This window comes from Agrobacterium sp. SORGH_AS 787, assembly GCF_030819035.1.
Taxonomy (GTDB): domain Bacteria; phylum Pseudomonadota; class Alphaproteobacteria; order Rhizobiales; family Rhizobiaceae; genus Agrobacterium; species Agrobacterium larrymoorei_B.
Genome location: NZ_JAUTBG010000002.1, coordinates 2,502,384 through 2,517,574 on the forward strand (window position 1 = coordinate 2,502,384; position 15,191 = coordinate 2,517,574).

13 protein-coding genes are annotated in these 15,191 nt (G+C 58.6%); 4 read left to right on the top strand and 9 right to left on the bottom strand.

Annotation, left to right across the window (positions count from 1 at the left end):
* Window positions 1-73 precede the first annotated feature (73 nt).
* Both QE435_RS21400 and QE435_RS21405 read left to right on the top strand, forming a co-directional pair.
* Window positions 74-745, top strand: a complete 672-nt coding sequence (locus QE435_RS21400; RefSeq protein WP_349042596.1) for a DsbA family protein — start codon at window positions 74-76, stop codon at window positions 743-745.
* A 75-nt stretch (window positions 746-820) separates the two neighbouring features.
* A complete protein-coding gene (locus QE435_RS21405) occupies window positions 821-1,765 on the top strand; it encodes a DMT family transporter (RefSeq protein ID WP_306933029.1) in 945 nt (314 codons plus the stop codon).
* Window positions 1,766-1,835: 70 nt separating this feature from the next.
* Here QE435_RS21405 and QE435_RS21410 read toward each other — a convergent pair whose 3' ends face one another.
* From QE435_RS21410 to QE435_RS21420, 3 genes are all read right to left on the bottom strand, one after another.
* Complete coding sequence (locus QE435_RS21410) at window positions 1,836-2,156, bottom strand: hypothetical protein (RefSeq protein WP_062427406.1); 321 nt, start codon at window positions 2,154-2,156, stop codon at window positions 1,836-1,838.
* Window positions 2,157-2,276: 120 nt separating this feature from the next.
* Complete coding sequence (gene mfd, locus QE435_RS21415) at window positions 2,277-5,786, bottom strand: transcription-repair coupling factor (protein WP_349042597.1); 3,510 nt, start codon at window positions 5,784-5,786, stop codon at window positions 2,277-2,279.
* Window positions 5,787-5,789: 3 nt separating this feature from the next.
* The gene (locus QE435_RS21420) at window positions 5,790-6,101 is read right to left on the bottom strand and encodes a succinate dehydrogenase assembly factor 2 (RefSeq protein WP_306933034.1); all 312 of its coding nucleotides are present in this window, start codon (window positions 6,099-6,101) and stop codon (window positions 5,790-5,792) included.
* Window positions 6,102-6,291: 190 nt separating this feature from the next.
* On the opposite strand from QE435_RS21420, the gene recG reads away from it, so the two are divergent.
* Together recG and QE435_RS21430 are read left to right on the top strand one after the other, a co-directional pair.
* Entirely contained in the window at window positions 6,292-8,397 is a 2,106-nt protein-coding gene (gene recG, locus QE435_RS21425) for an ATP-dependent DNA helicase RecG (RefSeq protein WP_349042598.1), read from the top strand.
* Window positions 8,398-8,402: 5 nt separating this feature from the next.
* Window positions 8,403-8,669 (top strand): hypothetical protein, encoded by a 267-nt coding sequence (locus QE435_RS21430; RefSeq protein WP_349042599.1) that lies wholly within the window; start codon window positions 8,403-8,405, stop codon window positions 8,667-8,669.
* A gap of 60 nt (window positions 8,670-8,729) precedes the next feature.
* Here QE435_RS21430 and QE435_RS21435 read toward each other — a convergent pair whose 3' ends face one another.
* From QE435_RS21435 to QE435_RS21460, 6 genes are all read right to left on the bottom strand, one after another.
* Window positions 8,730-10,217, bottom strand: a complete 1,488-nt coding sequence (locus tag QE435_RS21435) for an esterase-like activity of phytase family protein (protein WP_349042600.1) — start codon at window positions 10,215-10,217, stop codon at window positions 8,730-8,732.
* 182 nt (window positions 10,218-10,399) lie between these two features.
* Window positions 10,400-11,554, bottom strand: coding sequence for an aminodeoxychorismate synthase component I (locus tag QE435_RS21440; RefSeq protein WP_349042601.1), 1,155 nt, complete (start codon window positions 11,552-11,554; stop codon window positions 10,400-10,402).
* A gap of 21 nt (window positions 11,555-11,575) precedes the next feature.
* Window positions 11,576-12,706, bottom strand: a complete 1,131-nt coding sequence (gene tgt / locus QE435_RS21445; RefSeq protein WP_349042602.1) for a tRNA guanosine(34) transglycosylase Tgt — start codon at window positions 12,704-12,706, stop codon at window positions 11,576-11,578.
* Complete coding sequence (gene queA / locus QE435_RS21450; RefSeq protein ID WP_349042603.1) at window positions 12,706-13,788, bottom strand: tRNA preQ1(34) S-adenosylmethionine ribosyltransferase-isomerase QueA; 1,083 nt, start codon at window positions 13,786-13,788, stop codon at window positions 12,706-12,708. The genes tgt and queA overlap by 1 nt, the downstream gene beginning before the upstream one ends.
* A gap of 249 nt (window positions 13,789-14,037) precedes the next feature.
* A complete protein-coding gene (locus tag QE435_RS21455; RefSeq protein ID WP_296018550.1) occupies window positions 14,038-14,547 on the bottom strand; it encodes a peptidylprolyl isomerase in 510 nt (169 codons plus the stop codon).
* A 64-nt stretch (window positions 14,548-14,611) separates the two neighbouring features.
* The gene (locus tag QE435_RS21460; RefSeq protein WP_309771135.1) at window positions 14,612-15,181 is read right to left on the bottom strand and encodes a peptidylprolyl isomerase; all 570 of its coding nucleotides are present in this window, start codon (window positions 15,179-15,181) and stop codon (window positions 14,612-14,614) included.
* Between the last annotated feature and the right edge of the window lie 10 nt (window positions 15,182-15,191).

Here is a 15,191-nt window from a genome sequence, read left to right on the forward strand (position 1 = left end):
TGGTAACGCCTTGTGCCGCAAGCAAGGACTATCTAGATGAGGCGTCTATTCAAGCACAGGAAGGAACAACACCATGCAACGCATTGTCATCGACATTGTCTCGGACATGGTGTGTCCCTGGTGCTATCTCGGGAAGGCACGTCTCGATCTGGCCTTAGCTGAGGTCCAGGACGAGGTGAGCGTCGACATCAACTGGCGCCCATACCAGTTGAACCCGGATTATCCACCCGAAGGCGTCGATCAGAAGGTCGAGCTGGAAAAGAAGCTAGGCGGCAAGGATCGCGTCGAGCAGGCCCATAAAATGCTGACCGAACTGGGTCGTGAAGTCGGCATTGCCTATGATTTCGACGCGATCAAAATCGGTCCGAACACGCTTGATGCGCACCGGCTTTCGCTCTGGGCCCATGCCGAGGACCGCGCCCTTCAGGACAAAATCGTAACGGCCTTGTTCAAGGCCAACTTCGAGGAAGGCCGCAATATCGGCGACCACGCTGTGCTGATCGACATAGCAGGTGAAGCCGGGATGGACAGAGAACTCGTTCGCCGTCTGCTGGCTTCGGATGCGGACAAGGATACGATCAAGGCTGAAATTGACGCAGCGCAGCAAATGGGCGTTTCTGGCGTCCCCTTCTTTATTCTCGATCAGAAATATGCCGTCAGCGGCGCACAAACGCCGGACGTTCTAATTAATGCACTGCGGGATATTGCCAAAATGAAAGCAGAAGAGCATAGGGCAATGAACTGATCGCAGTGCCGAAATGGCGTGAGTAACGCTTCCTCGCCGCTGTTATCTTCGACCCAATAATCCAGCGGTGATTTCGTGCCAGACAGCAGGTTGAAGGGCATATTGCTCGCCTTTGCCGCCTTCGCGGCCTATGCTTTCAGTGACGCAAGCGTCAAGCTCATCGACGGCCAATTGCCGCCCGTCGAGTCGGGCTTCTTCGGAGCCTTCTTTGGGCTGCTCGCGCTGCCCTTTATCCGCAAGCGCAACGATGCCTGGACGGATATCGTCCGCACGACCAACCGGTCTCTTTGGCTCTTGCGCTTCTTCGCCACCGGTGCCAGCACCATCGGAAGCGTTGTCGCGTTCACCCATCTTGCCATGGCGGAAGCCTTCGCCCTGATCTTCTTGCTTCCGTCCTTCGTCACCATCATGTCGGTGATCTTTCTGAAGGAGCAGGTCGGCATCAAGCGCTGGTCGGCGGTCATCATCGGCTTTGCCGGCGTCCTCATCATTCTCAGACCAGGCTTCCGCGAACTCTCCATCGGTCATCTCGGGGCAATCATCGGCGGCATGGGCGGAGCGATCTCCATCGTCATCTTCCGCGCGATCGGACCAAGAGAAAAGAACATCTCGCTCTATGGCGCGGGCGTTCTTGGCTGTCTTGCAGTCTGCGGCGTGTTGATGATCCCCTCCTTCACCCTTCCGAACGCCGAACAATGGCTGATGCTGGCGGGTTACGGGCTGCTGGCGGCGCTTGCCAATGTCCTCATTATGTACGCCGCGCAACACGCCCCTGCTGCCGTGATCGGCCCGACGCAGTATAGCCAGATGCTCTGGGCCATCCTCTTCGGATACCTGATCTTCGGAGACAGAGTAGACGGTTGGATGCTCGTCGGGATAGCACTCATCGTGGGGTCCGGCCTGCTGACGTTGATGCGCGAAAAGCAGCGGAACGTGCCACTGCCAAACTCTGTTGCCGCATCGGATCAGAATGTAACGGCCGTTATGCTGCCTGATGAAAGAACGGAGGCGGACCGATAACCGGCCCGCCCCGTTTAAAAATACTCTATTAAAAAGCTTTATCGTTTTAGTCTTACAATATCAGCTCACATCAATCGCAGACACGGACGCGATACATGTCGCCAAATCCGTCCTGACGCCATGCAACATGGCAACGGGGATAAACGGGCTCGTAAACGACAGGGGGCGGTCCGTAATAGGTTGGTTCGGCGTAAACAGGCGTGCCATAAACCGGCCTGTCATGCGCAGCAGACAGCAGCGCGCCACCGACGAGTGTACCAGCAATACCGGCGGCAAGGCCGCGGCCAAAATTGTTGCGTGCTTCAGCTTGGCTGGTGGTGGCAATTGTGGTGCCCGCAATTGTCAAAGCAACCAGACCAGCGGTGACAAATCTATTCTTCAATGTCCACATAGTCCTGCTCCTTAAAATGGTTCAGCACATCGTCCTGTGCTGATGAAGAAGAGACTACGCCCCGGAAGACTACCGCTACATGTCCGTTTGATTAATTCCTTGTAAGAAATCCTGTCGGCATCAAGATTTTGCCAGTTCCGCAAGCTGGGTCATGATCATCGCCGCGCCGGCCAAGCGCTTTTCAGGCGTCGGCAGATCACGGGTAAGGAAGACGCTGTGGTCAGGCCTGATCTTCGCCATGGAGCCCTGCTTGGCGATGTAGCCGACAAGTGCCGCAGGGTTCGGAAACTCCTTGTTGCGGAACTGCACGACAACACCCTTCGGACCGGCATCGAGCTTCTCGACGTTGGCGGTACGGCAGAGCGACTTGACGTAGACGATTTTCAACAGGTGCTGCACTTCCTTCGGCAGAGGCCCGAAGCGGTCGATCATCTCTGCGCCGAAACCGTCGATCTCGTTTAGGTCGGTCAACTCGCCAAGGCGACGGTAAAGCCCCATGCGCAGGTGCAGATCAGGCACATAGCTTTCCGGAATCATAACGGACGTGCCGACGGAGATTTGCGGCGACCAGCCGGTATCGATGACGTCGTCCTCGCCCTTCACCTCGGCAACCGCCTCTTCCAGCATCTGCTGGTAAAGCTCGAAACCGACTTCCTTGATGTGGCCAGATTGCTCCTCGCCGAGCAGATTGCCGGCACCGCGAATGTCGAGGTCATGGCTGGCAAGCTGGAAGCCAGCGCCGAGCGTGTCGAGAGACTGCAATACCTTCAGTCGACGCTCGGCCATCGTCGTCAGCACCTTGTTGACCGGCAGCGTGAAGAGCGCGAAGGCGCGAACCTTGGAGCGACCGACACGACCACGCAGCTGATAAAGCTGTGCAAGACCAAACATGTCCGCGCGATGCACGATCAGCGTATTGGCGGTCGGTACATCAAGGCCGGATTCAACGATGGTGGTTGAAAGCAGGACATCATACTTACCGTCATAGAAGGCATTCATGATGTCTTCCAGCTCGCCGGCCGGCATCTGGCCATGGGCAACAGCAACCTTCAGTTCCGGCACATCCGATTGCAGGAAGGCGTGAATGTCGGCGAGATCCGCCAGACGCGGGCAAACATAGAAGCTCTGGCCGCCGCGATAATGCTCGCGCATCAGCGTTTCGCGGATGACAAGCGGATCGAAGGGCGAAATGAAGGTGCGCACGGCCATACGGTCGACCGGCGGCGTCGTGATCAACGACAGCTCGCGCACACCGGTCATCGCCAGTTGCAGGGTGCGCGGGATTGGCGTCGCCGACAGCGTCAGAACGTGAACATCGCTCTTCAACTCCTTCAGCCGCTCCTTGTGCTTGACGCCGAAATGCTGCTCTTCATCGATGATCAGAAGGCCCAGATTGGCAAAGGTGATCCCCTGCCCCAGCAACGCATGCGTGCCGACGACGATATCGGTCTTGCCTTCCGCCACTTCCTTCTTCACCAGATTAAGCTCCTTGGCGCCGACAAGGCGTGAGGCCTGCTGCACGCGGATCGGAAGTCCGCGGAAGCGTTCGGAGAAGGTGCGGAAATGCTGACGCGCCAGAAGCGTTGTCGGCACGACGACAGCCACCTGCACGCCATTCATGGCCGCAAGGAAAGCCGCGCGCAGCGCCACTTCCGTCTTGCCAAAGCCCACGTCACCGCAGATCAGACGGTCCATCGGACGACCAGCGCCAAGATCATCCCGGATCGAGTCGATGGCATTCATCTGATCTTCGGTTTCATCATACGGGAAGCGTGCGGCGAACTCGTCATAGAGGCCATCGGGGGCCGTCAACACCGGAGCCTGGCGCACGAGACGAGCGGCAGCAATCCGGATAAGATCGCCAGCCATATCGAGAAGGCGCTTCTTGAGCTTCGCCTTGCGCATCTGCCATGCGCCACCGCCAAGCTTGTCGAGCTGGGCTTCCGCCGCATCCGATCCATAGCGGGACAGAAGATCGATGTTTTCGACTGGCAGAAACAGCTTGGCATCGTCCGCGTAATGCAGTTCCAGGCAATCACGCGGCGCGCCCGCGGCCTCAATGGTGCGAAGCCCAACGAACCGGCCGATACCATGCTCGGCGTGAACGACGAGCGAGCCTTCATCCAGTCCCGCCACTTCCGAAATGAAGTCGGCACCGCGCTTGCGGCGCTTGGACCGGCGCACCATACGATCGCCGAGAATATCCTGCTCGCCGATAACAGCGAGATTGCTCGTGCCGAAGCTCGTCTCAAAACCGGCTTCAAGGCTGAGAACCGCCGACGCCGCCTCGCCCTTGCCGAGCTTTTCGATCTCCTTCAATGCCGAGATCGGCTTGATTTTTTCAAGCCCGTGCTCGTTCAAAACCTGTAGCAGACGATCCAGAGAGCCTTCCGACCAACCGGTGATCAAAACCTTCCAGCCCTTGGAGCGACGCTCGGCAATGTGCTTGACCGCCAGATCGAAGACATTGACACGGTCTTCGCTGCCACCCTCCGCAGGAGGCTTTGCCCAGCGCGGGCCGACATGCGCGTCGAGTGTCGCAACGGGCCTGTCGTTGGAATCCTGCTCGTTGAAGGGCGTCAGACGCACCGCGTTGACCGAATTCAGCGCCTCATCGAAGCTCTTGCCGCCGAGATAGAGCTGGCTGGGTGAAACCGGCTTGTAGGGAGCGCCTTGCGTGGCACCCTTGGTCTGGCCGGAATTGCGCCGCGCCTCGAAGTAATCATGCACCAGCTTCGAGCGCTCGACAGCCGCCTCGCGCGCGGTGTGATCGGTGACGATACGGAAGCCCTGCAGATAATCGAAAGCGGTTTCCAACTTCTCGTAAAAAAGCGGCAGCCAGTGCTCCATGCCGGCATAACGCCGACCTTCCGAAACAGCCTGATAGAGTGAATCGTCGCGGGTGGCGGCACCGAAGAGCGACAGATAATTCTTGCGGAAGCGGCTGATCGTATCAGGCGTCAGCGTCACTTCACTCATCGGGTTGAGATCAAGCGAGCGAGCCTGGCCGATGGTGCGCTGGCTGGCTGGGTCGAAGGTGCGGATGCTCTCCAGCGTATCGCCGAAGAAATCGAGACGCACCGGCTCTTCCGTGCCGGGAACGAAGACATCGAGAATGCCGCCGCGCACAGCGAATTCGCCAACCTCGCGAACCGTCGCAACACGATCGAAACCGTTGCGCTCCAGCCGAGCAGCAATGTCGTCCATGCGGATCTGGTTGCCGGGCTTGGCAGAGAAGGCGAGGCTTTCGATGACGTCTCGCGGCGCCATCTTTTGCAGCATGGCGTTGACCGTGACGAGAACGATCGCCGGATGCGGCTTCTTCTGATGCTGGATAAGGCCCGAAAGTGCAGCCAGTCGGCGCGCCGAGGTGTCGGCACTCGGTGACACGCGATCGTAAGGCAGGCAGTCCCATGCGGGCAATGTGAGCACCGGAATATCCGGAGCAACAAACCCCAGAATCTGCTCCAGATCGGCGACGCGCTGTCCATCCGACATGACATAGGCGACGGATGTTCCGCTGCGCGCCATATCCGCCAGGAGAAGCGCCTCCATTCCGGACGGCACATTTCCAATGGTCAGCGGCGTATCGGCCGATGCCACCAGCTTCACATCAATCCCGGCGATCATCAATCAGGCTTTCGTTGTCTCGGAGGTGACCGGATCGAAATCCGGGCGATAGGAGGCGATTTTCATGAAGAGAGGCGTCTGGAATTTTTCAGGGATCGGCAGAGCACCCGTCACCATCTTGACGAGATCGTTATCCTCCTCGGCCATGATCACTTCAAGCTCATCGAGTTCCGCTTCCGAAAGGTCACCGATATTGTCCTCGGCAAACTGGCCAAGCACCAGATCCATCTCGCGAATGCCGCGGTGCCAGCAACGATAGAGAATCCGCCGACGTCTCGGTTCGAGGTCGGCACTCGTGCGCACCAGTCCAGTCATCGCAGTCACCTGTTTGTTGGAAATTCAACAAATTGTTGATTTTCGTTCTCCTATAGAACAGGACAGGAACGCTTGGGAACCGCTATTTGTGCAAATATGCGGCACGGGGCATAAAAACTGCCGGTGATAAACGCGGTTTATTCGCCTGCCACTCTTGCAATGGCCCCCGCCTTCCCCGATTTTGCAGCCCATGCGCCCCGCCATACTCGATCCCCTCTTTGCCACAGTCTCTTCGCTTGCCGGCGTCGGGCCGAAGCTTGCCGATCTGTTGGCGAAACTTTTGGGCCGGGAGAATGCGGAAGACACACGGGTCATCGATCTTCTGTTTCATGCGCCGTCCAATATCATCGACCGGCGCAACCGTCCGGGCATCGCGCTTGCACCGCAGGGCGCCATTGTCACCATTCAGGGACGCATCGACCGGCACCAGCCCGCGCCGCCCGGCAATCGCTCTGCACCCTATCGCGTCTTCCTGCATGACGAGACCGGGGAACTGGCGCTCACCTTTTTCCGTGCGCGCGGCGACTGGTTGTCAAAGGCGCTTCCCATCGATGAAGAGGTGATGGTCAGCGGCAAGATAGATTGGTTCAACGGCCGCGCTTCCATGGTTCATCCGGACTTCATGGTGAAGGTCTCGGAGGCCGATAACCTGCCGCTGGTCGAAGCCGTCTATCCCATGACAGCGGGCCTCTCGCCCAAGATTTTGAAGCGGTCCATCGATACCGCGCTTCAGCGCCTTCCGGTCTTTCCCGAATGGATCGACGAGACGCTTGCGACGCGCCAGAGCTTCCCGCATGTGGCCGATGCCTTCCGCGAGTTGCACGATCCACGCGACGGCGCCGATATCGATCCGCAAGCCCCTGCCCGCCGCAGGCTTGCCTATGACGAGTTCCTGGCCGGACAGCTTTCGCTAGCGCTCGTTCGCCAAAGACTGCGCAAAGTCGCTGGTCAGCCCATCCGCGCCAAGGGCGATTTCGCGGCGCGTATTCTCGCAAGCCTGCCCTTCTCGCTGACCGCCAGCCAGAGCGCCGCGGTGAAAGACATTCTGACCGATATGGCAGGCGAAGACCGCATGCTCCGGCTGCTTCAGGGCGATGTCGGTGCAGGCAAAACCCTGGTGGCGCTGATGGCGATGGCAACGGCTGTGGAGGCCGGTGGACAGGCCGTGCTGATGGCGCCGACCGAAATTCTGGCGCGCCAGCACTTCGCGACAATCTCGAAATATGCCGCCGCTGCGGGCATTTCCTGCGAGGTACTGACCGGCAGGACCAAGGGTAAGGAGCGCCGCGAGATTGAGGAGCGGATCGCTTCCGGCGAAGCGCAGATCGTTATCGGCACGCATGCTCTGTTTCAGGACAGCGTCTCCTATAAGAATCTCGTTCTGGCCGTCGTGGATGAACAGCATCGCTTCGGCGTGCATCAGCGGCTGCGCCTCACCGCCAAGGGCATCACGCCGCATATGCTGGTCATGACGGCAACGCCCATCCCGCGAACGCTGGTTCTCGCCGCCTTCGGCGATATGGATGTCTCCAAGCTGACGGAAAAGCCCGCAGGCCGGAAGCCGATCCAGACCGTGACCATTCCCAGTGAGCGGATCGGCGACATCGTCGACCGGCTGCGCAGTGCGTTGGCGGAGGGCAAGAAGGCCTACTGGATCTGCCCGCTGGTCGAGGAGTCGGAGGAGTCCGACCTGATGTCGGCGGAAGAGCGGCATGCGGTGCTGTCGCAATCTCTGCGCGCCAATATCGGTCTGATCCACGGACGGATGAGCGGCCCCGAAAAGGATGCCGCGATGCTGGCCTTCAAGAGCGGCGAAACCCGCTTGCTGGTCGCTACGACTGTCGTTGAGGTCGGTGTCGATGTACCGGACGCCACAATCATGGTGATCGAACATGCCGAACGTTTCGGCCTGGCCCAGCTTCACCAGTTGCGCGGTCGTGTCGGCCGTGGCGACGAAGCTTCCACCTGCATCCTGCTTTACAAAGGTCCGCTCAGCGAAAACGGCAAGGCACGGCTTTCCATCCTCCGCGACAGCGAAGACGGCTTCCTGATTGCCGAAGAGGACCTGAAGCTGCGCGGTGAAGGCGAACTCCTCGGCACCCGTCAATCCGGCACGCCCGGCTTTCGGATAGCCAGCCTCGAGGCCCATGCGGACCTGCTGGAAATCGCCCGCAAGGACGCCGCCTATATGATCGAAAAAGACGCCGAGCTCGTGAGCGAGCGCGGCAAGAACCTGAGAACCCTGCTTTACCTCCATCGCAGGGACGAAGCGATCCGCTTCCTCCACGCAGGCTGATAGACATGACAATGACACCCAATCCGCCCCCGGCTTTCCAGAAGGGCTTTGCCCTGTGTTCGCCGGAAAACATTCTGCAACCGAAGACCTTCGCAAAGAGCGAGAAAAAGGCGATTGCCAAGGGCTTCAAGAAGCCGGGGCGCAAAAAGGCGTGGGCAGAGGCTGTGGAACAGGGCTGGAGCGTCAGGCTCGTCTATATGCGGCTCTTCGTGCCGGTCTTCCATTCCACCACCTCCGGCCCCCAAGATTTCGAAGACATCGACGACGACTAAGCCAGATAGAAAGAGCCGCGCCGAATGTCTTCGGTGCGGCTCTAAACAGATTGGTATCGCTTATTTTTTGGCGACGCCCGGCAGCGTCACGCGGAACACCTGGAACATGGTGTCCACATCGGCACCACCTTCCGCCTTGTAAGGTTTGCCCACCTGGAAACCGTCCTGCGTCAGGAAGTCGTTGTCATTGGCAACGAAGAGGAAATAGTCGTCAGGTGAGGAAGGGTCGAGGACGCTTGCAATCGACATTGCCTCCCACTTCTCCGACAGGTTGTTCTTGTCGTTCGGCGCGCCATTGTGCAGACCGAAACGAGCAAGCTCCTTGGCGTCGTTGAGATCGATGAAGTCATGCAGAACTGCTGGCTTGATCGCGCTGTCCAGAACCCCTTTTGGTGCAACCGGCTTTACATCATCGAACTCACCACCGGCAATGTCCGTGGCTCCGGAGACATCGACGAGTTCTATTTTGCGGTAGACCGATGTATCGCCCTTCAGACCCTGACCATTATTGCTGTCACGCGCCAGCATCAGGAATGCCTTGTCCGACAAGGCCAGGATCTCGCTTTGTGCCGCGACGAGCGTCTTGTCCTTGCCATCGAACTTCGGCAGCGGCACGACATATTCATGGACGAGCTTCAAATGATCGACGTCGCTCGCATCATAGACCAGTGCGCGGGTGTGGTCGCGGGTGGATGACGAATCTCCGCCATCCTGACGGGTCGCCGATTGCAGAACGGCGATAAGGTACTTGCCATCCGGGGTCAGCGACATGCCTTCCAGACCCTGATTGTTCTGACGTCCGGTTTCTGGATCCTTCGGATCAGGCTTCTTGCCGCCTTCGCCGACATTGTTGGAAGAGAAGTTGATCTCACCCTTGCGCATTGGCAGCAGCGCCTTCGGCGGCTGCGTGGCCGAGATCATCTTACCTTCTGCGGAAAAGTGATAAATATAAGGGCCATATTCATCGCTGATCAGGAAAGAGCCATCGGTCAGACGTACCACCGCCTCGGCATCGAGAGAAACCTTGCCGGTAGAAGCGAAAGGCAACACCGGTGTCGTTCCATTGGCCGGGCGCGTGCCAGCCTCTGGATCGAGGCCAGTCATGTTCTTGCCCTGCTCATCGGTCAAGAGCAGCGTATCGGCAAGGTTCGCTTGCACACCGGCTTGCTGCTTGTCAACAGGCAGGCTCGCGCCCGTTGCAGGTGTCAACGTTACGTCGATCTTGTTGATGCGCGCATTGTAATCCGTCGTGCCTTCGACATTGTAGCCACGGTCCGGCAACAGCCAGAGAGAACCGCGATAGCCATCGCCATCCTTCTTCCAACTGGTGACATCGATAGCCATGCCGGAGCCAGAGCCGAAGGTCTCGCCAAACTTGTCGCGCTGGCTGGCGGGGATCCGACCGACAGCGACCAAACCCTTGTTGGCGTAGCTAACGCCGTTTGCAGCAGCGGTGCTTTCAGCCATCGCAGCAACAGGAAAGATGAAGATCGATGCCGCCAAGGCGGCAGCAAGCCGACGGGACGCGACAGAGCGGAATGATGTCATGGAACGATATCCTTGAGAAAACAAAGAAAGACGGCCTTCCCGACAAATCCCATGACCCAGGAAGTCATGGTTTTAATCCAGGCCGGGGTGTACCCAATGCTCACAGTCTCTAAGAGCACGATATGACACTTGCATGACGGCAATGGTGTCTCTTTGTCCGCTGCTTCAAACCTTTGGCCGGCTCAGGCGAGTTTGCGTTCCCCAGCTGCAAACTTCGCCTTGAGGAGACATTCGTCATATTCCGACTGCGCAGTTGAATCGAAAACGATCCCGCCACCGACATTGAAGGTCGCCCGTCCGTCTTCAAACAGAGTGATGGTACGGATCGCCACGGAAAACCGCATGTCGCCGCTTGGCGATATCATCCCGATGGCACCGCAGTAAACGTCGCGCGGCGCGATCTCGAGATCATGAAGGATTTCCATCGCCCGCATTTTCGGCGCCCCCGTCACTGAACCGCAAGGGAAAAGTGCGGCGAAGATATCGGCAATGCTCATATCGGGTGAAAGCTTGGCGCGCACGTGGCTGACCATCTGGTGAACGGTTGGATAAGTCTCGATGTCGAACAGCTTCGGGACATCCAGCGTGCCGACTTCCGTGATCCGGGAGATATCATTGCGCAGTAGGTCAACGATCATGCGGTTTTCCGCCAGCGTCTTCTCGTCCTGCCTCATGGCTGCAATAAGAGCAGCGTCGTCTTCCGCTGACGAACCGCGTTTGACGGTGCCCTTCATCGGATGAGTTTCGATCCAGCCTTCCGCATCGACGGAAAAGAAGAGTTCGGGAGAGCGCGACAGGATCACAGGACCGCCGAGATCGATCAGCGCACCATATTTTACCGGCTGTCGGTCGATCAACGACCAGAAACCCGAAAGCGGATCGCCGTGCCACCGCCCGGTGATAGGCATGGTAAGGTTAGCCTGGTAACAATCTCCCTGGCGCAAATGCTGGTGCAATCTATTGAACTGCTGCTCGTATTCAGTGAACGACCAAGACGGTTTGAGATCACTCAAAAATTCATCGGATGCCATGATATTCAATGGCTTGGAAACTTCTGAAGTGCCACCGTTCGGCGACTTGAAGACGCCAAACCACAGGAGCGGGGTCTGTCGCCTTCCCTCTGCGAGAGGTGCAAGCTTCGGCTCGAAGAGGTAACCGGCCTCATAGGACATGTAGCCGGCTAAATACTTACCTTCAGCCCTCGCCGCTTGCATCCGTTCAAGGGCAGGAAAGAACGCGTCCACCTCATGCGCAGCGATGATCTCCTCCGGCTCCGTAAACAATGTCACGGTGCCGGTCGTATCGTCACGAAAAAGAACGTATGGCGCGTTCAGCATTCAGCTATCCGATGATGATTGTCACACCGGATCGATATCGCCTTTCGCCCACATTTCAATGGTCTCCGCGTAGAAATCCGCAAAGCGACCTTCTTCGATCGATTTGCGAATCCCCTGCATCAACTCCTGATAATAGGCGAGATTGTGCCAGGACAAAAGCATGCCGCCGAGCGCTTCATTGGAACGCACCAAGTGGTGCAGATAGGCACGCGAGTAATCGCGCGATGCCGGGCAATTGGACTGCTCGTCCAGCGGACGCATGTCTTCGGCGTGGCGAGCATTGCGGATATTCACCCTGCCCCGACGGGTGAAGGCGAGACCGTGGCGGCCCGAACGGGTTGGCATGACACAGTCGAACATGTCGATGCCACGTGCCACCGACTTCAAAATGTCGTCCGGCGTGCCGACGCCCATCAGGTAACGCGGCTTTTCCGTCGGCAAAACCGGCAACGTCGTGTCCAGCATCGCAAGCATCACATCCTGCGGTTCGCCGACAGCGAGGCCACCAACCGCATACCCCTTGAGATCGAGCTGCTTCAGGCCTTCGGCAGAGCGGATGCGCAAATCCGGCTGGTCGCCACCCTGAACGATACCGAACATCGCCTTGCCCGGCTGCTCACCGAAAGCGACACGGCAGCGTTCTGCCCAGCGCAGCGACATTTCCATGGCACGCTCGATTTCCTTGCGCTCGGCCGGAAGCGCCACACACTCGTCGAGCTGCATCTGGATATCCGAATCAAGCAGCCCTTGGATCTCGATGGAGCGCTCCGGCGACATATGGTGCAACGAGCCATCGACATGGCTCTTGAAGGTCACGCCTTGCTCGTCCAGCTTGCGCAGACCTGAGAGCGACATCACCTGGAAGCCGCCGCTGTCGGTCAGGATTGGATGCGGCCAGCGGATCAGCTCATGCAGGCCGCCGAGACGCGCGACGCGCTCCGGGCCGGGGCGCAGCATCAGGTGGTAAGTATTGCCGAGAATGATATCGGCGCCTAGGTCACGCACCTGATCCAGATACATGGCCTTGACCGTGCCGACCGTGCCGACAGGCATGAAGGCAGGCGTGCGGATGACACCGCGCGGCATTGCCACTTCGCCGAGACGGGTGCCGCCGCTGGTTGCTTTAAGGGTGAAGGTGAAGTTCTCGTGCATCAGACTTTCCGGAACAACAGGCTGGAATCGCCATAGGAATAGAAGCGGTAGCCGGTTTCGATGGCATGGGCGTAAGCGGCCCGCATCGTCTCCAATCCGCAGAAGGCCGAAACCAGCATGAAGAGCGTGGATTTCGGCAGGTGAAAATTCGTCATCAGAACATCGACCGCCTTGAAGCGATATCCTGGCGTGATGAAGATACCGGTAGCGCCCGACCAGGGACGGATTAGCCCGTCGTCACCCGCCGCGCTTTCGATCAGCCGCAGCGATGTGGTGCCGACACAGACAATGCGCCCGCCTCTCGCCTTGACCGCATTCAGCTTCTCAGCCGTCTCGTCCGAGACGTAGCCGATCTCAAGATGCATCTTGTGATCATTGGTATCATCCGCCTTTACCGGCAGGAACGTCCCCGCCCCGACATGCAGCGTCACGAAATGGCGCTCGACGCCAGCCTTGTCCAGCGCATCGAAGAGTGCCGGCGTGAAATGCAGACCGGCGGTCGGTGCGGCAACAGCTCCTTTTTCGCGGGCATAGATGGTCTGGTAATCGGTCTGGTCTTGCGCATCTTCAGCGCGCTTCGCGGCGATGTAGGGCGGCAGCGGGATATGTCCGACGGAAGCGATCGCCTCATCCAGAACGGGACCGGATATATCGAAGAGCAGCGTGATTTCGCCCTCCTCGCCCTTTTCCTCGACCACCGCTTCAAGGAAAGCAAGACCGCAGGCATTGTCACGCTCATAGCCGAAGCGGATGCGATCGCCAGCCTTGATTCGTTTACCCGGCCGCGCAAACGCCTTCCACCGGCTGGCATCGGCACGCATGTGAAGCGTTGCCGAAACCGGCGTTTCCTGCGCGCCATCGCGCAACCGCACACCTTCGAGTTGGGCGGGAATGACCCGCGTATCATTGAAGACCAAGGCGTCACCGGGCTTGAGAAAGCTCGGCAGCTCGAAGACCTGATGATCCGTCATCCGATCCGTATTCGGCTCCACCACGAGCAGGCGGGCACTGTCGCGCGGATTGGCCGGGCGCAGCGCAATATTCTCCTCGGGGAGATCGAAATCGAACAGGTCAACACGCATTCAAAGGCTCTTATGAAATCCGTCTATTGTCGCTTCGCATCCTTCGACAGAAAAGCAAGCGAAACACTCAGAATATCAAAACCCGCCTCGCAGCCAACTGCCGGCGGGTCTTTGGTCGCGAAAGCGCTACCTCCCCACTCGACATCATCCAGGGGCTTGCCCCGAGGATGACGCGAAGAGGAAATAAAGCGCGATAGGCAAAACGTCCACCCGCCCTGCTTCTCAGCAAAGCGGGAGACATCATGTTCCTCAGGCAGCGGACGCCAGACGGATCGATACGATCGAATCGGGATCCTTCACAGGCTCGCCCTTCTTGATCTTGTCGATGGCTTCCATGCCCTCGATGACCTGACCCCAGACCGTGTACTGCTTATTCAGCCAAGGAGAATCCGTAAAGCAGATGAAGAACTGTGAGTTGGCGGAATTCGGGCTCTGCGAACGCGCCATGGAGCAGGTGCCGCGAACATGCGGAATGGCGGAGAATTCAGCCTTCAGGTCCGGCTTCTCGGAGCCGCCCATGCCGGCACGTGCCGGGTTGAAATCGGCAGACCCCTTCTTGCCGAACTTCACGTCACCGGTCTGCGCCATGAAATCGGCGATGACGCGGTGGAAGACCACGCCGTCATAGGCCTGCTCGGAAACCAGTTCCTTGATGCGGGCAACGTGGCCAGGAGCAACCTCCGGCAGAAGCTGGATAACAACCTTACCGGTGGTCGTTTCCATGATGAGGGTGTTTTCCGGATCCTTGATCTCGGCCATGATATCTCTCCTTGCTAGGGTTGGGCTAGAGGGCAGAACGCCCGTTGACGTGGTCTTAGCGACGTTACTTCTTCGTCACTGTCACCTTGACCATTCGGTCAGGATCGGAGACTTCGCCGTTTCCACCGGCGCCACGCTTGATCTTGTCGACATATTCCATGCCAGAGATCACCTTGCCGACCACGGTATATTGACCGTTGAGGAATGGCCCCTGGTCGAACATGATGAAGAACTGCGAATTCGCGGAATTGGGGTTTTGGGATCGCGCCATGCCGACGGTGCCACGCTCGAAGGGAACCTTCGAGAATTCGGCTGGGATATCCGGCAGGTCGGAGCCGCCGGTGCCTGCGCGGCGCGCATCGAAGCCTTTGTTCATATTGCCGTACTGCACGTCGCCGGTCTGCGCCATGAAGCCGTTGATGACGCGGTGGAAGGCAACGCCATCATAGGCACCCTTTTTGGCCAGCGCCTCGATCTGCGCCACATGCTTCGGCGCAACCTCCGGCATAAGCTGAATGACGACCGGGCCGTCTTTCAGTTGAATGGTCAGAAGATCGGCAGCGGACGCAATCGTGCTTGCGGCAATCGCGCTGACGAACATAGCGCCTGCAAAGGCAAACTTCAGCAATTTCATTCGAATTGGC